Raw genomic sequence first — 24,555 nt, forward strand, 5'->3', positions numbered from 1 at the left:
ATGCAACTAAAGAGAATTACAACATATTTACTTTTTCTAATAAGTTGTGTGCTATTGCAAGCATGCAACCCCGATGAATTTCTGGTGTATGAGGAAAATACGGAGACAAGAAACGTAGGAGATTACATCGGAAACAACTTTGATCTAAGCTTATTTTATGCTGCCTTGGAAAAAACGGGCGTACTGGAAAATATTACCGGAAGCGAGAAAGTAACGGTATATGCACCGACCAATGCTGCATTCAACGCTTTGGGCATATACCGTGCTTCAGATTTTGACAAGCTCGACCAAGATAGCTTAAAGACGATGGTCCAGTATCACATCCTGGGCCGATTGCTGACGAGCGAAGAAATCCCGGTAAGCTCCTTGGACGCCCGATATCCGAATCTCGCCAATAAGGACCTGATCATTTCAAAGTATGCAGGCAGTTCAGAATGGGATAGAACCAAGGTATACGTGAATGGCGCGGAGGCGGTCAGATTTGACATCGCACTCACCAACGGCGTCTTGAATATCGTCAATGCCTGTTTTAAATACAACGAGGGTACAGTACAGGATTTTCTTGCCGAAAGAAGCCAGTACAGCACATTCGTTGCCGCCCTAAAAAAATTCGGCCACTGGGATCAACTCGCCCAGGGAGAATGGTCCATTGTAGCACCGGAAAATATTGCATTTGAGAATGAAGGGATCATGCCCGATAGTATTGACCGTATGGATCCCACGACCTTTTACAACCGTTTTATGGCGGTCTATTTATTCGATACGCGCATCTTCCTGACAGACCTTGATCTCTCCAAACAATCGCTATCACCACCAATCACTGATGATCCGAGGATGAGCAGAGGGATTTACTACAACGTAGATATCCGCTGGTTTGCCGTCAATACGCAAGAGACAGGACAATACGGCCGATTCACCCCCTTATCACAACACAACAAAGTGAACTACCTTACAGACAATGGTACGGTACACAACATTGAGAAATTATTGTTCCGACCGGACGAAGCTGTTTTAACAAACATTGGAAATTAAACGCCATGAAACAAACATTATCCATATTATTACTTCTTGTCGTAGCCCTCTCGTGTACACAAGAAGAGTTTATGCCACCTCCTTATGGCGAAAAAGTGCCCTATGAAGAAGTCCCTAAAGAGAGGCTCGACGCTGTGCTTGCCGCCTCAAAAAGTTCCTTATTTCAATTGGCGCTGGATGGCAGTACAATACCCGCGTTGTTAGACGACGAATGGGAAAATGCTCCCCTTACTTTTTTGGTTCCTTCCGACGCCGCTTTTGAAGAAGCCGGTTTTACGGAAGAAAAGTTAAAGAACATGGACGCAGCAGAGCTGGATACGATCATCCGTTACCACATGCTATCGGATCAAATCGATTCATCGAATGTGAGATCAACTTACGGCAATATCCGGATAAAATCCAAATTGGAAAACAAAAGCTTGAAAATGGGTTCGTATTCCGCTGATTTTTATGTCTATCCGCATTATTTAGCTATTACCGACGGAAAAGTACTGATCAACGGAAAGGTTATGGGAGATTACAAAATAAGTGACGTTAAGGAGGGAAACGTAATCTATATAGATGGGTTTCTCCAAAAACCGAAAAAAACACTTTGGCAAACCATGAAGGAAGATAGCAGGCTCTCGATGTTTATGGAGATCGTGGAGGCAAATGATGCTTCCTACGCTACCTCTTCGTGGGATCCCATATATATATCACAAATGGAAGATGCCGTCATGAAAACGCAGCTGGATATAGACACCAATCAGTGGGATCCAAGCAATATTTACATTGGAGGTCTAACATCGGTTTTTGCACCGACGAATGAAGCCTTTTTAAGCGCGGGGTACAACAGTGCGGAAGACTTCCTGCAGTTAAATGAGCCTTATTGGGTCTACAGAGGCCAATTCCTTACTTTCGCCGGTGGAGCACCTTACAACTATAGGACGTTTCACAAAACGGATTCTGTCTTGACCTATCACCACGGCTGGGCGCAGCGATACTACCCCACAGACGGCGGAAACGTAAATCCCACGGTTTTCTTTTCCAACGACTTGTCAGACAGCTTTCTGGGTAATTATGACATGAAAATGGAAGGGTATAGCCCCGATAGCCATCCCGCCATTTCTTGCCCCTATACGTTCTCCCGCGAAAACGGGGTCATAAAGATGCGGCTGAAAAATGCCAAGGAAGGAACAGAAGCCGCCACCGTTATCGAGCAGGATATCATGACCCTAAACGGGCCGCTCTATATTGTAGACAGGTTATTCATACCTAATCATTTTTAACACCTTTACGATGCAAAATATAATTAAATACCTCTTGATTGCCTCCTGTTTCTCGCTATTGATTGCGTGCGAAAAGGAGGAAACAAATCGCTATTCGTATGATGCCAACCTGATCAGCATGATTATTTCCGATAATGCAAATCTATCGCAGCTGGATGCAGCCAATAAGCGTACCGAATTGCATGATATGCTGTTGCAGGAAGGACCTTACACGCAGTTAGCGCCTTCTGATGATGCGTTTACGACCGACGTAAATACCATAGGTCTAAACCGGTTGACCAATATCATGCAGTATCATGTGCTCAACGGAATTTATGATTTTAACAAGCTTCCTTTCCAGTTTAATCAGGAAATTTATTCGTATACCGGGGGGAAGATGTTCGTTACCAAATGGACAAAGGGCGTTGATACGGTTATCACGATCAACGGCGCTATTATTACCCCGGTAATGAAAGATGCCAAGAACGGGAAGATACAGGTGATCAATCGTGTTCTTGAACCTTATCTCTTCGATTATTTGAGCGACGCGGTGGGCAATGAATACGAAATCACCTTATTCAATCAAGTGCTGGAAAGGGTACCCGCCGTCCGGAGTTTGTTGCAAAACGAGGGAGCCTATACCCTCTATGCGCCCAACAATGCAGCCATGGCGAGCTACGGTTACAGTACCTTGGAAATTATTAACGAAAAGCCTGTAGAAGAGTTGGAAAGGCTCGTGCAGTACCATATCGTACCGGACAGGCGGTTTGTGTATGACTATGTATTGACCACCCCTACCAGTGGGAACACGAATGTTACAACCACCGAAACCATGTTAAATGGGGACAACCTGACGTTGACTCTTGTGTTTAATTCCGGGACGGGAACGTACAATAAAATCACGCTATTAGGTACAAGAAACACGACACAAACCAATTTAACAAGGGAAAACATCTTGGCCGGCAACGGCGTATTGCATATTATCGACCAAGTCCTTTTACATTAAGAAACCGAATACACGTGTATATAAAATTTTATACAAATGAAACTATCATGAGTTCGATAAATTCACAAACCGAAAAGAATAAACCACTCATGATAGCTTCATCACCTTTAAAAAACAAATTATTCTGATGAAAAACAGTAAACATAGCATAGGGTTAATTCTATTGTCTGCGCTCCTTATGCTTTTCTCTTGCGAGAAAGACAATCCTTCCGGAGAAGCCGCTCCAAGTCTATCGGTGGAGCAGTATTTCCCGAACAGCGGGAAAGCCGGAACACTGGTCACGATCAAGGGCGAAGGATTCAGCACAAGCATGGCCGAAAACATCGTTGAATTTTCGGGTGTAATGGCCGAAGTCTTTTCGGCGACCTCAACGGAATTGGTGGTACTCGCTCCCGAATCCGGGAGTACCGGAAAAATAACGGTGAAAAACGGAAGCCAAACGACCGAGGTAGGCGACTACACCTACCAAAGCCTAAGTGTGAGCAGAGTTTCTCCCGCCAATGGACCAGCCGGCTCAAACATACGGATTACCGGTGAAGGTTTTGGTAGCCTGACGCAACCTGCAAAAGTCACTATTAACGATTCGGTTGCTTTAGTGGTCAACATCTCCGATACCCTGATTGTCGCAAAAGTCCCTTCGGGGGCTGGAACCGGAGCCGTAAAGGTCTTGGTAGATGAAATGGAGTCGACAGGCGCAATTTTTACGTATCAAGAAATAAAAGGGATCAAACCACTGACTGGCGGAAAAGGAACCAAAATAACCCTAACCGGAGAAGGGTTTGAAACGGTCAAGGAGAACAATCACGTCTATTTCAATGATAAGCAGGCCACGGTAGTGGAAGCCTCGTCGGAGAAGCTGGTCATACTAGCCCCTGAAGGAATCGAAACAAACAAAGTGTCTGTTGTAATCAACGGCCAGAAAACGGTGAGCGATGCTATTTTCAGCGTGGTTCCATTGCCGACGATATCCTCCGTTTCGCCGTTAAGCGGACCTGTTGGTGCTGAAATTACCATAAAAGGAAGCACATTCAGTACCATAGGCGATGAAAATAAAGTACTGATCAACGGGAAAGAAATTCCCTTAGAAAAAGACCCTACCAGTTCAGAGCTCGTCGTGCGGTATCCTGCCAATATCGGAAGCGGAAAAATTGAAGTGGTGGTAAACGATCAAAAAGTCATTGGACCTGAATTTGTCAACCAAGATCTGGGTATCATAAAAGTAAGCCCCGAAAGCGGGTTGGCAGGCACCGAAGTCACAATAGAAGGTACCGGTTTTTCACAAGACCTGTTAAAAAACAAAGTAAGCTTTAATGGTGTTACTGCACAGATCATTTCCGCAACGGAAAATTCTTTAAAAGTTGTCGCCCCCACAAACCTCAGTACAGGTGTGCTGCAAGTCGAAGTGGGAGGTTTATCTGCGGAGGCTCCGCAAGCTTTCCGTCGTGCAGGGGTGATGACCGTGGTCAGAGATTTGACTTCGCTTGATTTCAATTACTCCAAAATCGTAATCGACTCGCATGGCAACTTGTATGTGAGTGGTTCTTCAACGATCACGAAGGTCACGCCAGAAGGCTCAACATCTGTTTTTGTCAGTGGATTGAGCGGCATAGTGGGCATGGATATTTTGAATGATGTTATCTATATCGCGGATTGGAATAGTGTCAAGAAAGTTGCTGCTGATGGAACAGTCACGACCATTCCGACAGCGCCTATCGGTCCGAGAGGGCTTACGGTGGACAGCAAAGGCGATCTATATTACTCAAGTAGCTGGAGTGGTATCTCTAAAATCACGGTATCCACGGGAACGGTACAGAGCATGAATACCGGAAGCGCATCGGATAAATGTAGAATTGTGGTCGCTCCAGATGGCACCATCTATCATTCATTCGACGATTATCAAGGCATCATCAATAGAACGCTCCCCGGGGCGCGTGGCTTAAACTGGCTTGGCCAGCATGAGGGCTATGGTTATCAAGATGGGCCAATAGCGTCAGCAAAAATAGCCTACGGACCCACTGCATTAAAAATGACAGCCGAAGGCAATCTGATCATCATGGATTCCAACAACCTAGCCCTACGGCAAGTGGATCTGAAAGAGCAGACGGTAAGTACACTGGTTAAGGTAGAGCGTGGGTTTGAAGATGGAGATCTATCCAGCGCCAAATGGGGAAGCATCAACGATATAACCATCGATAAAGAAGGGAACGTCTATTTACTGGATGTAGGACAGGCAGCCATACGGAAAGTAATATTTAAATAATTGACGATAAAAAAATAGAAGGATCAAGTGGAACGAAGATCGAAGCGAAAAAGTAAGAATAATATGAAAACTAAAGATATAAAACAACGGATGGCCGACAGATGGATCGTCATGCTTCTGATGTTTCTGTCCCCTTTCTTGGGTTTAGCACAGGAAACATCAGGGGCACTGACCGGACGTGTGACCACAACCACAGAAGAGGGCATCGCCGGAGCCACGGTCACGGCGGTGCACACCCCTTCCGGTACGCGCTACGCCCTGTCCACCGACGGTGACGGCCGCTATACGATAAACAACATGCGCATCGGCGGACCCTATACCGTGACCACTTCGATGGTCGGCATGCAGGATGATATTCGTAGTGACATCTTTATACGCCTCGGCGGTGCACAGCAGCTCGATTTTGTATTGGGAGCCGATGCACAGGCACTGGACGAGGTCACCATTACCGCCCGTGTGGCCGGGCAGCGTGCCGATACCTACGGCGCGGGACAGAACATCTCCCGCGAGCAGGTACAGGGCATGCCCACCGTCAGCCGATCGGTCACCGACATCACCCGGCTCACCCCACAGGGAAGCCGCGACAACAGTTTCGGGGGTACGAACTTCCGTTACAATAACGTGACCATTGACGGCGCCATCAACAACGACGCCATCGGGTTCTCACCCTCACTCGGCGGACAGACCGGTACCTCCGGTATGGCCGGGAGCTCTACGCGCACCAACCCCGTCTCCCTGGATGCCATACAGGACATGCAGGTGTACCTGGCGCCCTACGACGTGAAGATAGGTAACTTCACTGGAGGATCGGTCAATGCCGTCACGCGTTCGGGCACCAATAAGGTCGAGGGTTCCGTTTACGGTTTCGGCCGTAATGCCAGCCTCACGGGTAACGACAGGGTAGGCGCCCTGGGTAGGATGCACAGCGATTTCTACGACTACCAGGCAGGCTTCCGCGTCGGTTTTCCGATCATAAAGGATAAACTGTTCTTTTTCTCCAACGAGGAAATTACTCGTAGACAGGATCCGACGCAGCTTTTGGTGGGAACGGCCGAGACTGCCCATATCCTTTCGGAAGCGGATGCCAGCAGTATAGCAAGCACGGTACAGAGCCGCTACGGGGATATCTTTGATGCCGGTACAGCAGGCCTGTACACCAACTGGTCAAAATCCGTGAAGTTCTTTAACCGCCTGGACTGGAACATCAACGACCACCACCAACTTGCGGTAAGGAACAATACGATCCGCAGTTCGGCAACCCACATGGACCGCGATCAGCAGGACTTCCGTTTTTCGAGCATGGCCTTTGAGCAGGAGAACAACCAGAGCAGTACCGTGGCTGAACTGAAAAGCCGTTTTTCCAATTCCCTCTCGGGTAATGCGGTCATCGGCTATACCGTCGTGAACGACCGTCGTGACCCGCTTTCCGATCCGACATTGCCGCAGGTGCAGATACAGGGTCGCACGCCCGGTACCACCATCTACCTGGGTACCGACAGGGAGGCGAGCATCTTCGACATGCAGCAGCGGACCTGGGAGCTGACAGCCAACCTCAACTGGAACACCGGACGGCACAAGTTATTGTTCGGTACGCACAACGAGCTCTACAGCATTCGCTACGGCTTTGTGAACGGTTGGAACGGTCGGGTGGACTATCTGAACATCGATGATTTTATCAGCAACAACCCCTACCGCGTGCGGGGAAGTTACAACTATATCAATAATACAAGGGATTATATACTGGACAACCCGGCAGCGGACTTCAAGGTGAACATGTACAGCCTGTACGTGCAGGACGAGATCCGTATCAGTGATCGCTTCCGCGTCACGCCGGGACTGCGTGCCGACATGGCACATCTGCCTACCATGCCGACATTGAGCGACAAGGTAGAGAACATGTGGGCGGACCCCAACTTCGGGACGACCTATACCTATACGCCGATAAGCCGTATCAAAAATGATTTCATGAACCGTATCCAGCTGTCGCCACGGGTGGGCTTTCGCTGGGAGGCTACCGAAGACCGCAGCCTTGTGGTTCGTGGGGGTGCCGGACTCTTTACTGGCCGTATCCCCTTTGCCTGGCTGGCTTACGCCTACTATAATACGGGCGACAGCTACGGGGCATTCGACCAGCGTGCGGATAGTAAGCCTTTCGCTCCGGGATCGGATGCTATTAAGCCCAGCCAGAACGGCTTAGGCGACTTTATCGCACAGAATGGAGCCGTGATAAACGATCCGAATAGTGGAAAGACACAAGTGGATCTGGTGGACAACGGTTTCACCCTGCCACAGGTGTTCCGCACCAGTCTGGGCGTTGATTACGAAACACCGGACGACTGGAAATTTACCATCGAGGGGATGTACACCCGCAATATCAGCGACGTGATGTTCCAACAGCTGAATACCAAGGACAATCCGTTGTATTACGGCTATGACAAGGAGCGGCAGCAGCCGGTCTACGGCGGCACGGTAGACAGCCGTTTCTCGAACGTGTACTTATTGAGCAACACCGACCAGGGCTACCGGTACAACATCACGGGAACAATCGCTAAGACCTACAACGGGCTGCACGCAACGGCAAGTTATACGTTTGGAGAATCGAAGGATATCTCCAACGGGGTGCGTAATTCCATGGAGTCTAATTGGCAGCTTAACCAATCACTGATTCCTAACGATCCGAAACTGGCCTACAGCAACTTCGATATCCGCCACCGTCTCGTGGCCAGCTTGAGCTATACCCACGGATGGAAATCTGCAGGTCGCACGAACATCAACGTGTTCTTTTCGGCACAGTCGGGTTCTCCGTTCACCTACGGTATCGTGAACAACAGCATACAGGGTCTTCCACAGCAGGTAAGCCTGACCTACATCCCAATACAGGAGGAGGCGATCAACTACTTTAAGGACGTCGCCGGCGGACAGACGGCTGCACAACAAGCAGTAGCCTTCAATACCTTTATCGACGGCAACGAATACCTGAGCTCGCGCAGGGGCGACTTTACGGAGCGGAACACCGGTCGCACGCCCTGGAACGTACAGGCCGACCTGCGCATCGCGCACGACCTGCCGGTCACCAGGAGCGGGCAGTTCCTCACCATATCGGCGGACGTGGTCAACCTGACCAACTTGCTGTACAAAGAATGGGGCGTTCAGTATTTCTCACCGAACACATTCAACTCCACCAGTTCGGTAGGCCTGACGCCTACCCTGTTCCCTCCTCAGCAGAATGCGAACAACTGGCCGGTGTTCGAGTTCCGCGACCCGGGTACCCCCTATAGCATCGACTATTTCAACTCGAGGGCACAGGTGCAATTGGGTATACGATATACGTTCTAGAGAAATTATCAAAGATACTCCTTCCGTTCCATCAGCCGGAAGGGCTAATACTCCGGGCCGAAAATCAGCGGTCGGTCCGGGTATTTAAACAGGCCTATCGATCCTTAAGCTATGGGTATCATGGAGCGAATGATGTCGTAATAACAAGCCAAGAGATGGAGAAAGCGTTAAGAAAGAGAAACGGACGAATAGAACGATAATGGTCTCAATTTCTACTTTTTCCGCTTGTAATGCAGTTGTGTCAATCCTGTTTCAAATGTTCTGACTTTGACAAATTCAAGCATATGTTCGGGTCTTCCGTCTTTAAATAATCTTGTACCGTTACCTAATAACACAGGGACAACCGAAATTATAAGGTCATCTATTAAGTCGTGCTTCAATAATTCGTTGATTACTTCCGCCCCACCGTCACAGTAAATATTTTTACCTTCTTCGGATTGCAGCCGTTTTACCAGTTCGGCTATATTTCCTGTATAGAAAATTGTTCTACCTTTTTGCGGTCTTTCAGTTCTTGTTATAATATAAACATCCCGTTCTCCATTATCATAATGAGATGAGCCAATTTCTTTAACCACATAGTCATAGGTCCTTCTGCCAATAATTAACGTGTCAATTGTAGCTACAAATTCTGCATAACCATAATCTTCGCCTTCTTTCTCAACGTCTTTCAAAAAACTAAGGTCGTCATTAGGCTTTGCAATGTAACCGTCTAAACTTGTTGCAATGAAAAGTGATATTTTTCGCATCTGTATTAAATGTTAATGTTTCGGCAAAGTTACTTTCGATTTCGGTTTACACCTTGTAAAAATGCGACAAATTAGAGTAGCGAGGGTGAAAGCCCTGTATTTCGTTTAATTTCATTGCTAAGGTGGGAGTGGTCATAATAGCCACATTCGAATGCAATATCTAACAAGCTCTTCTTATGATCTGAGTTTTTAATTAGACGTAAAGCTTTCTGAAAACGGATAATATTTGAATATTCTTTGGGTGATAATCCGATAAGTTTCTTGAAATTTCGTTCCAATTGTCTAACCGTTGTGAAGTTTCTTTTGGATAGCTCGTAAATGCTCATTTGACCATTTGCAGCATGTATATCGTGGATAACTGTTTGTAAGTGGTTGTGTTTGCTTCTCAGTCTCTCTGAGTAGAACTGGTTAAAATAATCGGTTGGGTTGGTAATTATTTTATCAATATTGAATGAGTTGGATTTTTCAAATTCAACAGTCTCGTTGGTTAACTCATTTTGTGAGGCATAGTTGTAGAAATTTGTAAAAGTTGCAGGCTTTAAACACACGCCTGTTAAATGTGTATCGACATCAATAAAGCTATCTTTAAATGAAGTCATGGCACCCACGATATAAGTTTTTCCATACTCCATTAAAACAGAACCGTTGTCTGTCGTACAATTATCTCCCAAATTCATTACTATGCCGGCACAGCCATCGGGAAAAACTCGCTCCCATTTTCTATCCAGTTCGCTTCCTTTCAATTCCCAATAGAAATGAATAAAAGGGGCTAATTCTTTGGATGGTTGCGTTTCGTTGTACTTCATTTCTTATTTAACATTTCTTCATCGACCGAAAAGCTTTCGTTAAAATAGCGAAGTACACCATGCCATTTTCCGTCCACGTTATATTTTTCGCCGGTTGTGCTATTGCGTATGATCAATTTAAATGAACAGATTATGTCATGCCGATCAATAGATTTTGCTAAGATTAGCTTTGATCGTGCGGGTACACTCAAGTCTAGGGTAAATGTACTGTTATTTTTGTACTGCTCCCTCTGCTCGCTGTTGCTTATTGCAAAGGGTTCGGAATAATAGGAAAATGTCCCATCTTCGTAATATATAGCCGGTACATTGACCTTAAATTCTGTGATGTTTAAATCTAAGGGTAATTCATCTTCTTCCATATTTATCTCAAAAAAAGAAGTTTTGACAAGGTCTTTAAACGTTGTGACGTGCTGTACTTCTAGGAGGGTATTCCCGGGATTAGTAAACTCCTCTATTGTTCCTTTGATTTTTACAGTATCAATTTTGTCGTCGTCCGCCAAGAAATACGTTAACCTTTCTATTTCATATTCCTGAGGAAGAATGGTTTTATCTTCTTCAACTTCCGGATCTAAAGATTTCTTCGAACAGCTACTAAGAAATAAAAAGGCTGTTGCAACGAGAAAAAGTAATTGTCTATAACTTAATGCAAGTGTTAGGGTCATGCTGAATAATGTGATCAATAGACCAAACTTACGCAAAAAATATTGTTCTATCTTTGGATTTTCGTCTAAAGTATCACTATAGAGTTCTTGTGACCTTCGTATTTCCTTTTTTGACTTCCATATTTACTTATTTTGTCAACAATTGGCGGAATAGGTTCATAATGATTCACTCCATCTGAGTACAACGGTTTAGCAATTGGGAATTTAAAATCTCATTTACGGACTGTTCTGGCGTAAGTTCCGACGTGTCGAGCCAAAACCCGAGTCGGGGTGTTTGCGTCATGAATTCAACATGTAATGATTCTATAGAGAAACCAATATAACCCTTTTTCCCTCGAGATGCTTCGCGTTCTTCTATTACTTCAACTGTTGGACATAATACGACGACGCGGACGGGATAATCCCGTAAACGGTTAACAACATACAATAGGTCGGGTCCGTAATAATTGTCTTGTAAAACCACTGAAAATCCATTGTCGTAGTATGTTTTTGCTGCATCGACGGCTAGCCGATAACGTAAATGCAACTGTCGGATAGCTTCTGGAGAAGGCGTTGCAGACATGTCTTCTCGCCCGGACACCACCATCCGCCGAAAAATATCTCCTCGCAAATGTACTCCTCTATCTAACTTTGATGCGAGAAGGTTAGCGACTGTAGACTTACCAGAAGCCATAACACCTGTCACCAAATAAATAATGTTGCTATACCTCATCTACTTTTCAATTAAATAAATTTAATTGTTCTATAAAAGTAAAAAATAATCTACTATGCGCGGCATATTTTACCAACAGATTCAAGTTGCCCTCCATTATACCGATAATATCACTAGATAAAAAAATCTTGCCCTAATCCGGCAATCGCTCTCCTGTTTTACCATCATAATCTAGCGATTTATTTCCCCCATTGAAGACAATGTGTATATCGACATAAGTCCGTGAATAATCTGGTGAAATATTAAGTTTACGAGATCCCCACCGAATATCTTTGCGGAATCCGATATAGATAATGTCTTCGATTTTATGGTCGGTTGCTAGACTTTCTAGCACTTTTTTGAGCACCGCATAGCTTATAGATTTACTTGTGAACATGCGATCCCGGTCATCTATCCTCATGGAGGAAAAATTCTCTTCAACAGAATTTCCTCGGATAGTTAGCCTCCTAAGGTCGCCAATATTATGGGGCTCCTCTATCTGGATGGTGGTAAACTCTTTGTAAAACAGAAGTGATTCAATTGCATTGTCCCCTATTTGGGTAATTGCCTTCTCATAGGCTTTTTTGAACTCTTCTGGGTTAAAATTGCCCTTGTTTTGAAATATTAATTTTTGTGGAAAATGTTTTATCCTCAATACCAGCCATTCGACATTACCTGTGACAATGTAGGGCAAAAGATAGCTAATAGTAAAAACCACTATAATTAATAGATAACTAACTGATCGGGTAAATACTGTTGGTTTTTGTCCAATTAATATCCATAAACCTGTTTTCTGCCGTTCGGGATAAACTTTTTCAGCAATTATAGTCTGATAGTCTTCCCTAATCTCTTCATGTGGTAGTTGGAGTGATATAGTACCATACCCGGGGTCTCGTACTTTTTCATAAAACGAGACCGTGGTCCCCTCTTGCAGCTTATCGATTTCGTCCTGTCTCATGTATTGACGGATAGTAGTACAATAAGGTTCCTGAAACCGAGGGAAAACCGTTGTTTGGATGATCATCAGACTACGTGATTCCAACAGACGAATACCGCCGTGAGCAACCGCATCTATACGAGCTGGTGCAATATGGGTACTTTTGTTTTCTCGCCCATCTACCAAACTCAGCGATGCTTTATGGTCTATATAGCGGATAAAGATGATAACAAACACCCAACCGGTAGCAATCGACCCGACGATGTGAACAATCATAAACCAGAGGGGCAAAAAGCCTTGTAAGCTTGCGAAGAATGAACCGATGACGAGTCCTAAAAAAGCCCAGGCAAGCACTTTGTAGGTAAATATAGCGAGCTGCTCCAACCAATGAAGTGTGTTAGGAGAAAGTTTATTTGATATATCTTTTCGGTTATACATACCTATATGCCCCTCTTTCCAGTTAGAATGATGGCCGATGGCTACCTGTGGCTAAAGTTACAAATTTTCGTTTTATCGCCCTGACGCCAGCAAAGCGTCAAAAGATAGGGTTCAGCTGCAAAGACCATCAAATTTCAGAAATTAAAAATATGATAATATTTAGAAGCTAACAGACAGCATCTTCTAGACCAAGTAAAATTAGCTGGAAACACAGTTTATAGGTATTGTTTTGCGAGAATGTTTTTAGTATTTTTATATGGTTTAACTAATTAAATATGACCTTACCCCTAAAAGAAGTGCGAGATATTATCTCAAATGCAGCATTCGTACATGAAGTAAACAATTTCACCCGTATAATTTCCTACCCGTACTTGAATATGGAGTTTGAAATGACAACAAACTATTTTAAAACTTTATGCAAAGAAGAATATTTAGTCAATACTTAATCTGAGTTGAATTATCTATCTACACAATTTAAGACGTTTAACCATAAACGTTGATCATTTCCAAAATATGTTCTGAATAGTGGTATATATCGTCAAGCTCGTTTAAATCGTATTTTGTTTCTTTTTTCTCCTTATCGAAAAGTCCTATACGTATGCGATTAGGTGTAAAATAGAAACGACAGATTGGTTTGCGGTTATTATCATCCAATAATATTCCGCAATAAGATTGATTGTCTCGCATAAAGATACGACCGACCTCGATATCCTTTCGCAAGATAGATTTCACAATAAGATAACCGTCGATCTCATCTTGCGTAGTCACAACCAATGATTCGGGGTCTGCTGGAGCTGCATTGTTTACCTGATCGTTTTCTGTTTCTTTTTTAAGTGCACTTTTCAATCGCTCACTGATCTGATCGTGGACTATCTGTGTAAATACGCGCTTAACCAATGGAGTGAATTGTTCCAGTACCTTAGCCGTTACGACACTGGGATATACCTGCCTGGCAAAATATCGGACAAATTCCTCACTCGGAGTTTGCATCTCGCCTACAACTAAGATTTGGAGTTCATTGAAAAACTTAAGATCACTGGCAGCCGAAGAAATACTATCGAGGTCGAATACCGTTTTATGAAACTTTCGAAGTTCCGCAATTTCATTATCCTTGATATCTGTAATCTTAAATTCAAAGAATGGTTTCTCATCCATTTTATTGGGCGTAACCAGATCAGTGTAAAAACGATATTCCAGTCCGTTGGTTAAGAGGCTGAACTTAGCTTCCGTTGTATGAAAGTATCGAAACAACTGCGAATTATGCGGATCCAATCCATCTGCATAATGTTTACATTCGATAAGGATAACGGGTTTTTCTTCACGAAGAATAGCATAATCCACCTTCTCCCCTTTCTTGATGCCAATGTCTGCAATGAATTCTGGTTGTACCTCAAAAGGATCAAACACGTCGTATCCTAGAATTTTCAGGAAAGGCATAATCAGCGAAGTCTTAGTGGCTTCCTCGGTTTTAATTTGTGGCAATAATCTGTCCACACGCTTGGCAAATTGCCGGATTTCTTCTTTAAAGTCCATTTTATATTGATTATTTTTAATGAATATCTGAAAGATTTAATTTGATATCTGTACTTGATTATGACGCTCAGGAATTGATTTTTTAACCAGGCCTAACAACAGTATTATAAATTCCTAGTCCGGGTATACTGGTGTTTAGGTAGGCTCCTGAAGATCCTAAAGTCACACTTGCTCCTTTTACTCCAATGGATGTAGAAATCCCGCTTTTACTAAAGTTCAAGTGAACTCCAGGGATAACCTTTACACGTCGTCTAAATTTCCATGCCATGATCATTCATATTTAGTCTTCTAGTCATTGTTAATGATACAAATGTATGGCCTCCAATGGTTTTGATTTTACGGCTTCCCGTAAAGCAACGATTTTGTCGAAAATAAAAGAGACTGCCGATTTCAGCAGTCTCCACAGGTTAGAATTAATAATTGGGAATATTATTCGGGCTCTTTTCCCCACAGCCCTTGCTTCGTCTCGCGTGCTTGTTTTTGCAGATCCATAAACTGCTCCACATATTTTACATTGGGCGAATAGGTATCGACTACGGCGTAGCCTTGTTCGACCAACGAGCCATTGAGAAACGTTCCATCCTCTAGATGAATATAAGCCAGCCTACGCTTATATCTGTCCATAGCTTGCACATCGAACTCCAGACGAACCCATTGATGTTCCGTTTTGGATCGGACGTATTCTTTGGATTCGGATGCATAATAACCTTTCTTCTTCCAGCGGGTGTTCCTTGTTTCTGGAGCATCGATACCAATGAATCGTACTTTGAACGACTCCGCACCGTTATCCACCCAAAAGGTATCTCCGTCGATAACTTTGGTCACGTAGGCGAAACCTTCTTTCCAGCGTTTTTCTTTTTCTGCACGAGACGGTTCTTCTTTGTGGGGTGTACTCGTGACTTCCTCGGTTTCTCCTTTGATACTGAAAACGTAATCTGACTGACTCTGACAGGCGGTAGAGACATAACATAATAGCACCGATAAAACGGTAAAGATGTAACGATTCTTCATCGTGCAAAGATAGACTTCAGTGTGTTAAATAATGCCAACATCTTTACAATAGGCGACGAGTTGTTCATTCTTTGAGAAACCTAAAACAGTCCGCATGAGGCCTAGTCTTTTTTCAACACTACTGAGCCCCGATGGCTTCATATTCTTCTCTTCCAAATAGGAAGGAATGTTCTTCTGGGGCACACCCTCTGCCAATAGAGAAATAATAAAAATATCAAAGGCCGTGAATTCATGGCTATGTTTTTCCCTTAGGGATTCTTTAACTTGGGGTGAATAGTATGTTCTATTGTTATAAACAGTCTGTAAAGCTTCTTTTAGATGTTGTGCATCGCGGCGGGCTTTACGGACATAGCCATCGACAGTATCATGTTTAAATAGTTCGTCTATGATACTGGCACGCGATTCTAATGAAAGTACGATTATTTTTATATCGGGCTGAATTTGTTTAACTGCTCGAACAAGCTCTGCACCGCCTTTAATCTGTTGTGGAGTATGATCATCTTCAAAAATCAGATCGGTAATCAATAGATCATAAGGTTCGCCCTCGTGCGCCGCTTTTTTTATCCAGTTTAAAGCGTCATCACAATAGTAAACATATTTTGCGTCCTGAATACCTAAATCGTGCAATGTTTTCTGAACGGAAATATTGGCTATTTCGTGGTCTTCAGCAATCAATATTTTTTTAAACATACATCTCTTCTTTTAGGAAATGGGAATTGCGATTTCTACTTTCAGCCCGTTTCCCGGTTCACTGACAAAGATAATTGCGCCATCTAGATTTTTAATACGGGAACCCGTATTCTTCAACCCATTTCCTTGAGCATGCATATTTTTCATTCCCACGCCATTATCTTTGTAGAAGATTTTTAGTTTCGCTTCGTTTTTTCCGAAACGGATCACTACTTGGTCTGTATGGCTATGCTTTCGCATATTGACCATGAGTTCCTGCAGCACATGCTTGATTTCGGTTTTTACATTCTCGTTGACATTATCCCAAAGTTGACTCTCATTTCCTACGATGAGCACTTTTTGGTGCACTGTAGCAAATGATGTCAACAGTTCGGTTATCTGTTGCGCATAGGTCTGCGCGGCTGGTAAGGGTTCCTCGGCTTCATAGGATATATCACGGGATTTGTGGTAAACGCCTTCCAACTTATCCAAAATTCCTTCCCGATCGATATCTTCTTTATTTTCTATTTCGCTCATCACACGATAAATACCGTTGGCTACGACATCATGAACTTTGCGGGAGGTTTTAAGTTGGCTGGCTTTGATTTTATGCTGTGCTTCTAGATCCAGACGTTGTTTACGCTTTCTATACCAGAGCCTTCCCCCAACAACGGACAGTACTAGTAGGAATACAAGACTTCCGGTAAAAAATCGTTGACGGGTTAGTCTATTGATTTTTTCTGCATTTTCTTTCTGCAGCCACAGATTATCCGCTTTGTTTTTTTCTACTTCGTACCGAATGAGCGCAAACTGATTTTTAGCTGCCGCTCGAGCTTGGTGCACACTATCGGTCAGCGACTGGTAGGTCTGAAAATATTCTTTTGATTTTCCTTCCGGACTCAGTTCGATGAGCTTACTTAAGGCATAAATTTGATCATCGGGACTTTGTATCTTATTGGCCGTGTAGTACATTTTTTTTGCATACCATAGCGCGGAATCAGGATGTATATCGGTGTAATAATCTGTTAGGTGAACGTAACTGGCATTCAACCCCCATAGATCATTTTCCTGTTCCCGGATAGCCCATGATGTTAGAAATTCATCTATAGCTGAATATGCAGGATCAGCAAGCCATTTTGTTCTGGCTAAATTTGATAAGACGCGTGCATACTGTCTCCTATTATCCTTAACCTGATCATAGATATTTGTATAAATCTGGATAGCTTTATTATAATCTTTAAGATTCTGATAACAAATCGCCATATTATTCTGGTAGATCAGGCTATTCAAAGAGTCTTGGGAAAATTGGAGAGCTGCTTTATAGAACATTAAAGCCTGTTCAAAATCACTGAGTTTTCCCGTAGCAGCCCCTAGATTATTATAGTTCGTACTTAAATATACGTGATGCTTGGGATTGCTCTTGTTTAAATAATCTACTGCCTGCAGCGCAGTTTCCTGTGCGCCAAAATAGTCGCCTTGGTCCTTTTGTGTGATAGCCATATTGATGAGGCAGTTTGCGACTTTCAAACTATCATTCGCTTCCATGTAGATATCCTTAGCGCTATTAAAAGCAAAAAATGCGCTGTCTTCGATTCCTCGTTCTAGATATTCATATGCCTTATCGATATCGGGATTCTGCACAATAACAGTATTATAAGTATTGTCTTTAAAACAGGCAACAAAAACGAAAAAGAAAACAGTAATATATATAGGTAACGACTTCACTGAGGTTTGTTTTCTCTAAATTAAGGAGAATAATTGGGCAAAACAAAAAAGGCAGCTTTCGCTGCCTAATTATAAAACTATTGATCTTTGGGTCGCGGGGGTCGCGGTGTATCTGTTTCTCCTCCGTGATCGCCAGATGTTTGTACCGTCTGCTGTCCACCTTTATTTCCGTTGTGCGCTGAATCATTTCCTTGTCCAAATAATAGAGCTAAAATTAAATACCACATTTTTCAAAAATTTAAAAGTCAAAAACTTGGTAGGTCCACGTGCCCTATGCACGGGATTGCTACGATTGTTTTCAGAAGGCCTTCTGAATTTTTGGGAAGTGGGAGCTTCGATCGCGGGAGTCAATAACTGCTTCCCAAACCGGCTAATGCCTACCGCGACTTCTTCTCTTTTTGGAATCTCTTTCGTATCTTTCCTGGAAAGAACGAATTGATGTTTCAACTGATTCCGAAAGCAAATTTATGACTAACAAAAACCTACAAACCAACGTTTTACGATGTTTCCCACATTTCCGAAATCATTCCAATTATTCCGGCAAATTGCTGGATTTTCCGATGTATTCATGTTGATTTTAGGTTCGCTATGTTTACGGATTTCCGTAATTTCCGATACTCCAATTGATATAATTTTGTAATAATGTTTGAAAAATTCCAAATGGCGGTGAGAAACGCCTACCTAGATTCGAAGAATGAAGGCCGATTAGATTTCGGCAGAGAATGTCCTTCTCCAGGAAAACTTAGATCTTGGTGTTTAGAGCGTTATCTGCAAGGTCTCTCTCCAGAGGACGAAAGTGTATTTATATATTTTTTTAATAGGGAAAGGTCCGTAAAGGATCTTGCTAGCCTTATTGAAAGTTTTGATTTAGACAAACTGCGCCCGCTACGGAATTTTATAAGTGGTGATACGCAAAAAAGACCGGATGAAAGTATCGTGAAGTTGTTGGCAGTTTTGATAGACTTCAAACCTCGCCCTTATAACGCTTCTCATTGGGACGGACGTGTATACACAAGCAATTTGAATAACGACGAAAAAAGTTGGTCGACATCAAATCCGAACTCCGAAGGTTCATTTGTGAAGCCCCCGAGCACAGATGGGGTTGAAAAGGATGCCCCACCACCAAAAGTGATTGAACAGGTAGCGTTTAAAAATACGGGATATAAAGAGGGTACGCTAAAGCCGATAGAAATAAAAAGAAGATCGAAAAACAATAAACTATTGTACGCGGGGGCCGGTTTGGCTATCATGACAATGTTGTTTGTTGTTTTTAAGATATTTACGCCTGCGGATTGTATGTGCTGGAATGGTGCACGCTATGTAGAGATCGATTGCCAGGCGAAAGGACAACCTTATCAGATTATTGGTTTGGACAAAAACAAATTGGTTCATTTTCAGAAAATTATGCATCCAGACACATTAAACCATGAGGATGCCGGAAAGATTTGGTATTCTAAAATCAATAATGAAGTCGAGTTTTTCACGTATCCAGGCCATCACCCGGTAGAATATCAGAGATCTTTAAAAGCGGCTACAGAATACATTATTGACAGATATGCAAGAGAAAATACAAAGAAAGAGTGATGTCGGCCTAATCTGGATTGGATTACTTATATGTGGCACATAAGGCTTTGTTCATAGCTTTCTATTCTTTATCTAAAACGGACTTCAATTGTCAACAAATAAGTTTCATTGATGAAAAGAGTTAGTGGAATTATGCTAATAGAGTAGTTCTTTTATTCTGTTTTACCTTTTAGAGACGCATAGATAGCCATAGCGTGTCCGTGTCCCAACTCAAACTCTTCCTTCAACCAGCTAGTAATTTGAGTCGCTTTAACAGTCAGGTCTCCATTTACTAAAAAGCCTTTGTCTTCGGCCATTTTTTTAAAGTCGTCAGGTGATTTTCCAGTTTTCTTTTGAATATTGTCGATATAAGCGCGAAATGACATAGTTGTATTTTAAATTGTTAAATTATTATTTTTCTAAGTTACTTTTTGAATGTTAACCATCCAACTGATAGTTCGAATATTTTCTTCGCAGACCAAATATTTTAGTGAGGATGGCGTATAAATGACATACATGTTCGTACCTTGTACTCGGCTTTTCTAAGTATAAATTAAATATGATCATTGGTTTAGATATTGGAACATCATCAACAAAAGCGATTGCATTTGACCACGCAGGTTCAATTATTACACAATTTAGTGTGACATATCCTATTTTATCACCGCAAAATGGTTTTTACGAACAAGATCCAATACAGATTTATGAGGCTTGTGTAGGCGCAGTATCAGAAGTGATGAATGCTTTGAAGAATAGTAATCACGAGCATCTACTAGAGGGTATATCTTTGAGTAGCGCCATGCACGGCGTGATCGCCATGGACGATACAGACACTCATCTTACAAATTGTATTATTTGGGCTGATACGCGAAGTCAAGATATCGCGGATAAACTAAGAGGAACATCTGCAGGTCATCAGCTATTCCGAGAAACTGGTACGCCCATACACCCGATGTCTCCTTTGTGCAAATTGATTTGGATGAATAAGCATATGCCAAATATCTTTCAAAAGACACGTAAGTTTATAGGTATAAAAGAATACGTCTTTTTTCGATTGTTCAGGGCATATGTTGTAGACTATTCTATCGCTTCGGCAACGGGTTTATTAGATATCCATAAGCTGCAGTGGAGTGAGCTTGCACTTTCAAAAGCAGGAATAACAGAGAAAAAATTATCTTCGCTGGTTTCCGTTGATTATGTACTGACACTGGATGATGAGGCGACAGCGTGCCGATGGGGCGTCCCTATAGGCACGCCTTTCGTGATTGGTGCTAGCGACGGGTGTCTTGCTAATTTAGGTGTCGGGGCAACGACGCCTGGGATTGCCTCGGTGACAGTCGGCACTAGTGGAGCTATAAGGGTAGTGACTGATCGCTCCAGTACAGACTCCAAAGAGCGGGTTTTCAGTTATATCCTTCGTTCTGGTGAATTTGTGGTAGGTGGTGCGATTAACAATGCCGGTGTCGTGCGAAAGTGGTTTATAGAACAGTTTATGTCTGAACTCCCCCAATTATCGCTAGGGATGGATTCTGCTGCTTTATTTGATAACGAGGTGAGATCGATTGCTCCGGGCTCGGACGGGCTAATATTTCTACCTTATGTCACTGGAGAACGCGCGCCATACTGGGATGCAAATGCAAAAGGTGTTTATTTTGGCATCCAGCTCCAGCATAATAGGGCACATTTCGCGCGCGCGATGATTGAAGGAATGCTATTCGCATTGTTAAGTGTTGGAGTTGCACTGGAAGAAACAACACAGCCTATAGAAATTATTTATGCGAGTGGTGGCCTAGCACGTTCTGTGCTCTGGGTTCAAATGCTGGCTGACGTGTTTAACAAGCCAGTGTTTGTAAAAGAGAACGTCGAAAGTTCGGCATGGGGAGCTGCTATCCTAGGAATGGAAGCACTTGGCATTAATGGGGTATATCCATCTGCCTCTACAGCTGATATTCACGACGCACAATATCTTCCGGATGCGCATAATCATCGTATTTACATGGAGAACTTTCGAAAATTTAAACGTCTCTACTTCAAATTGAAGGAAGAGTTTTAAAATCTTTTTTAGTATGCCATTATTGATTGTTTTCGCTGGAATAGTTTTACTTCTACTATTAATTACAGTAGTTAAACTCAATTCGATTATTTCTTTGCTAATTACCTCGATAGCCGTTGGTTTCGCTATGGGAATGGACGGAACGTCTATTATGAAATCTGTGGAGGTTGGTGTGAGTAGTACCATGGGCCAATTAGCCTTAATACTTGCCTTCGGCGCAATTTTAGGAAGATTATTAGCGGACGGTGGAGCAGCCCAAAGGATAACCGATGTTTTGACAAAGGTGTTTGGTGTGAGGTATATACCCTGGGCTATGGTGTTAACAGGATTTCTGGTAGGGATACCACTTTTTTATAATGTAGGGTTCATCGTGTTGGTTCCGCTTGTTTTTATGATATGCCGATCGAACAAACTTCCTTTGCTATACGTGGGAATCCCTTTACTTGCGGCACTGTCTGTGACGCACGGTTACCTGCCACCGCATCCTGGAGCGACAGCTATTGCGGTCATATTTCAGGCAGATATTGGGTTAACGATGATCTATGGAATGATTGTCGCCGTACCAGCTATCATTATCAGTGGCCCGATTTTTGGACGATTCTTGAAATCTATACCTACCAATCCGCCCGAAGAATTATTTGCCCCCCAATCCGAAGGTAAAAGCATTTATCCTGGATTCGCGCTTAGTATTTTCACTGGATTGTTTCCCGTATTCCTCATCGCACTGGGATCATTCGGACCAATGTTTCTTCCTGACAACTCCCAATTTCTCCGGATTATACAATTTTTAGGTGATCCTGTCTTCGCTCTACTTCTAACAGCATTACTGGCCATGTATACCATGGGAATAAAGCAGGGCAAGAGCCTGAAGCAGCAGGCTGAGAGTATTGAAGAAGCACTCCGTGGTGTAACAATGATACTCTTTATTATTGGAGCATCCGGTGTGTTCAAACAAGTGCTCATAGACAGTGGTCTGGCTCTATATATCACGGAAATCACTGCTGATCTCACGCTCTCACCGTTAGTTCTGGCCTGGGCCATTGCCGCTATTATACGTTTGGCTGTTGGGTCGGCTACTGTGGCTGGGCTTACGACTGCGGGGATTATGTTACCGATCTTGGAGTCTTCACATAGCAGTCCCGAACTTATGGTACTAGCTACTGGAGCAGGAAGCCTCATGTTTTCGCATGTAAATGATACCGGTTTCTGGATGTTTAAAGAATACTTTGGATTGACTATGCGGGATACTTTCTTATCGTGGTCCATTATGGAAACATTGGTTTCTGTTATTGGATTATTTAGCGTTTTACTGCTGAACGAGCTGGTTGGCTAACTAGCTCTGAGAATATAGGCGAATTAATATTTCCCTGACGTAAAGACACAGGCAGGTATTGAAATTAAACGCGCCCTTTTGTTTTGCAACGGTTAAAGTATAAGATAATCGAATGAAAATCAATATGGTTAAGGTTATTTTTTTATTTTAGCTGTCGAGATAACAAACTTTTACAAACATATAAATGCTGTTGTGATAATCCCAGAATGATTGTAACTTGATTAAAAGATATTGTTCCTATAAATAGAGAAAAAATGATGACAAAAAACGATATTCTAAATCTTGAAAACCAACTTTACGAAGCTATGAAAAGTGGTAACATAGAAATACTCGATAAACTGTTGCATAATGATTTGCTTTTCATTATTCCGAGTGGTGAAACGATCACCAAAGAGATGGATTTAGAAACATACCGTAGTGGAAATCTAAAAATAGTTGAGCTGATTCCAAATATTGAACAGTTAAATATTATAGATGATTTAGCGGTTATTACCCTGAAAGTGAACTTAAAAGGAAGTTATAACAGTCAACCCTTTGAAGCCCAGTATAGATATATTCGCTTTTGGAAAAATCTCTCCGATGGAATAAAAGTCGTGGGAGGAAGCGGTATTTCGATTTAATTTCTCGAGAAAAAGTTGCAGACACGTAGATTGGTAGGAGCGCGTCTCTTCTGGACAAAGCGGCATCTTATCTACAAATTTTGATCCGTGTACAGCTACCGCATTAACAGTGATGACCATCAAGTTCAACACCGACAGCTCATCATTCGACATCTTCTTATCCTGTTTACCTGTTGGTATAGGATAGGTAATCCTTCTTTAAACAGTCGTTGTCTCTTGTTCATAAGATATACCATAATAACATGAAAATAAACATCAAGAAAAGCATAGCTTTCGCGCTCCTAGCTGTTGCGGGATTGACATACGCAACAATTAATGCCGATAGCTTTAATAAAAGAATGTCCAATGAATCTGAAATCAATAAAGAGGAACCCTTGGTATCCAGCTCTCAGCAGGTGCCAGATATAAAATTTAAAGACAAAAATGGGGACGAGGTGTCACTGCATGCGCTGAAAGGGAAAGTCGTATTTATCAATCTCTGGACTAGGTGGTGTCCTCCATGTATCCAAGAAATGCCGTCCATCAATGAACTACGGAAAACCTTTAAAGACAACGATGATCTCGTGTTTCTGATGGTTGATTTGGACGGAGAAATCGAAACAGCAAAAAAATTCATGGAAAGGAAGAAATATGATTTGCCGGTGCATGTTCCTAACAGCGAAATACCACGTGAACTGTTTTCTGGCTCTATTCCGACAACGATTATTGTAGACAAGCAAAACAATATAGTGGGCCGACGGGTGGGCGGTGCGGATTATATGTCTCCGAAGATAGTAGAATCAATAGAAGGTCTATTAAATGAATAATTAGGTCAATGCCAATTAAAAAATATGATATAAATTGAATACGAAGTTATCCAGCGCTTTCTAATCTAAAAGGTAATTGAA

Annotated in this window: 22 protein-coding genes; 10 read left to right on the plus strand and 12 right to left on the minus strand. The window is 42.8% G+C overall.

Going from position 1 to position 24,555, the window contains the following annotated elements; translation table 11 throughout:
• The 5 genes from H8B17_RS09420 to H8B17_RS09440 all read left to right on the plus strand — a co-directional run bounded on the left by H8B17_RS09420 (window position 1) and on the right by H8B17_RS09440 (window position 8,881).
• Window positions 1-1,032: a fasciclin domain-containing protein gene (locus H8B17_RS09420; RefSeq protein ID WP_190308927.1), complete on the plus strand. Its 1,032-nt coding sequence runs from the start codon at window positions 1-3 to the stop codon at window positions 1,030-1,032.
• Window positions 1,033-1,037: 5 nt separating this feature from the next.
• Window positions 1,038-2,300 carry a fasciclin domain-containing protein gene (locus tag H8B17_RS09425; protein WP_190308928.1) on the plus strand — a complete coding sequence of 421 codons (1,263 nt, stop codon included), beginning with the start codon at window positions 1,038-1,040 and terminating at the stop codon, window positions 2,298-2,300.
• Window positions 2,301-2,310: 10 nt separating this feature from the next.
• Window positions 2,311-3,285 carry a fasciclin domain-containing protein gene (locus H8B17_RS09430; protein WP_190308929.1) on the plus strand — a complete coding sequence of 325 codons (975 nt, stop codon included), beginning with the start codon at window positions 2,311-2,313 and terminating at the stop codon, window positions 3,283-3,285.
• Window positions 3,286-3,412: 127 nt separating this feature from the next.
• On the plus strand, window positions 3,413-5,545 hold the full coding sequence (locus tag H8B17_RS09435) for an IPT/TIG domain-containing protein (protein WP_190308930.1): 2,133 nt from the start codon (window positions 3,413-3,415) through the stop codon (window positions 5,543-5,545).
• Window positions 5,546-5,608: 63 nt separating this feature from the next.
• Entirely contained in the window at window positions 5,609-8,881 is a 3,273-nt protein-coding gene (locus H8B17_RS09440; RefSeq protein WP_223816460.1) for a TonB-dependent receptor, read from the plus strand.
• Between the two features lie 212 nt (window positions 8,882-9,093).
• Here H8B17_RS09440 and H8B17_RS09445 read toward each other — a convergent pair whose 3' ends face one another.
• The 11 genes from H8B17_RS09445 to H8B17_RS09495 form a co-directional block, all read right to left on the minus strand.
• On the minus strand, window positions 9,094-9,627 hold the full coding sequence (locus tag H8B17_RS09445; protein ID WP_190308931.1) for a dihydrofolate reductase family protein: 534 nt from the start codon (window positions 9,625-9,627) through the stop codon (window positions 9,094-9,096).
• 71 nt (window positions 9,628-9,698) lie between these two features.
• A complete protein-coding gene (locus tag H8B17_RS09450) occupies window positions 9,699-10,433 on the minus strand; it encodes a helix-turn-helix domain-containing protein (protein ID WP_190308932.1) in 735 nt (244 codons plus the stop codon).
• Complete coding sequence (locus H8B17_RS09455) at window positions 10,430-11,095, minus strand: hypothetical protein (protein ID WP_190308933.1); 666 nt, start codon at window positions 11,093-11,095, stop codon at window positions 10,430-10,432. Before H8B17_RS09455 ends, H8B17_RS09450 begins: the two co-directional genes overlap by 4 nt.
• Before the next feature lie 166 nt (window positions 11,096-11,261).
• Window positions 11,262-11,807, minus strand: a complete 546-nt coding sequence (locus H8B17_RS09460) for an AAA family ATPase (protein ID WP_190308934.1) — start codon at window positions 11,805-11,807, stop codon at window positions 11,262-11,264.
• A gap of 133 nt (window positions 11,808-11,940) precedes the next feature.
• Complete coding sequence (locus tag H8B17_RS09465) at window positions 11,941-13,161, minus strand: hypothetical protein (RefSeq protein WP_190308935.1); 1,221 nt, start codon at window positions 13,159-13,161, stop codon at window positions 11,941-11,943.
• Between the two features lie 483 nt (window positions 13,162-13,644).
• The gene (locus H8B17_RS09470) at window positions 13,645-14,694 is read right to left on the minus strand and encodes a type I restriction endonuclease (RefSeq protein WP_190308936.1); all 1,050 of its coding nucleotides are present in this window, start codon (window positions 14,692-14,694) and stop codon (window positions 13,645-13,647) included.
• 82 nt (window positions 14,695-14,776) lie between these two features.
• The gene (locus tag H8B17_RS20895; RefSeq protein ID WP_380933620.1) at window positions 14,777-14,968 is read right to left on the minus strand and encodes a DUF4236 domain-containing protein; all 192 of its coding nucleotides are present in this window, start codon (window positions 14,966-14,968) and stop codon (window positions 14,777-14,779) included.
• A 155-nt stretch (window positions 14,969-15,123) separates the two neighbouring features.
• On the minus strand, window positions 15,124-15,705 hold the full coding sequence (locus H8B17_RS09480; RefSeq protein WP_190308938.1) for a thermonuclease family protein: 582 nt from the start codon (window positions 15,703-15,705) through the stop codon (window positions 15,124-15,126).
• Between the two features lie 24 nt (window positions 15,706-15,729).
• Window positions 15,730-16,395 carry a response regulator gene (locus tag H8B17_RS09485; RefSeq protein ID WP_190308939.1) on the minus strand — a complete coding sequence of 222 codons (666 nt, stop codon included), beginning with the start codon at window positions 16,393-16,395 and terminating at the stop codon, window positions 15,730-15,732.
• A gap of 12 nt (window positions 16,396-16,407) precedes the next feature.
• On the minus strand, window positions 16,408-18,015 hold the full coding sequence (locus H8B17_RS09490; RefSeq protein ID WP_317171004.1) for a tetratricopeptide repeat-containing sensor histidine kinase: 1,608 nt from the start codon (window positions 18,013-18,015) through the stop codon (window positions 16,408-16,410).
• 161 nt (window positions 18,016-18,176) lie between these two features.
• Window positions 18,177-18,326 (minus strand): hypothetical protein, encoded by a 150-nt coding sequence (locus tag H8B17_RS09495; RefSeq protein WP_190308940.1) that lies wholly within the window; start codon window positions 18,324-18,326, stop codon window positions 18,177-18,179.
• 415 nt (window positions 18,327-18,741) lie between these two features.
• On the opposite strand from H8B17_RS09495, the gene H8B17_RS09500 reads away from it, so the two are divergent.
• Entirely contained in the window at window positions 18,742-19,683 is a 942-nt protein-coding gene (locus tag H8B17_RS09500) for a hypothetical protein (RefSeq protein ID WP_223816461.1), read from the plus strand.
• A gap of 152 nt (window positions 19,684-19,835) precedes the next feature.
• Here H8B17_RS09500 and H8B17_RS09505 read toward each other — a convergent pair whose 3' ends face one another.
• Window positions 19,836-20,048, minus strand: a complete 213-nt coding sequence (locus H8B17_RS09505) for a DUF4287 domain-containing protein (protein ID WP_190308942.1) — start codon at window positions 20,046-20,048, stop codon at window positions 19,836-19,838.
• 173 nt (window positions 20,049-20,221) lie between these two features.
• On the opposite strand from H8B17_RS09505, the gene H8B17_RS09510 reads away from it, so the two are divergent.
• The 4 genes from H8B17_RS09510 (at window position 20,222) to H8B17_RS09525 (ending at window position 24,474) form a co-directional block, all read left to right on the plus strand.
• Complete coding sequence (locus H8B17_RS09510; RefSeq protein ID WP_190308943.1) at window positions 20,222-21,715, plus strand: gluconokinase; 1,494 nt, start codon at window positions 20,222-20,224, stop codon at window positions 21,713-21,715.
• Between the two features lie 13 nt (window positions 21,716-21,728).
• Window positions 21,729-23,048 carry a gluconate:H+ symporter gene (locus H8B17_RS09515; RefSeq protein ID WP_190308944.1) on the plus strand — a complete coding sequence of 440 codons (1,320 nt, stop codon included), beginning with the start codon at window positions 21,729-21,731 and terminating at the stop codon, window positions 23,046-23,048.
• Between the two features lie 254 nt (window positions 23,049-23,302).
• A complete protein-coding gene (locus tag H8B17_RS09520) occupies window positions 23,303-23,668 on the plus strand; it encodes a nuclear transport factor 2 family protein (RefSeq protein ID WP_190308945.1) in 366 nt (121 codons plus the stop codon).
• Between the two features lie 242 nt (window positions 23,669-23,910).
• On the plus strand, window positions 23,911-24,474 hold the full coding sequence (locus H8B17_RS09525) for a TlpA family protein disulfide reductase (RefSeq protein WP_190308946.1): 564 nt from the start codon (window positions 23,911-23,913) through the stop codon (window positions 24,472-24,474).
• The last annotated feature ends 81 nt before the right edge of the window (window positions 24,475-24,555 follow it).

Origin of the sequence: Sphingobacterium arenae, from assembly GCF_014692505.1 — a bacterium.
GTDB classification, from domain to species: domain Bacteria; phylum Bacteroidota; class Bacteroidia; order Sphingobacteriales; family Sphingobacteriaceae; genus Sphingobacterium; species Sphingobacterium arenae.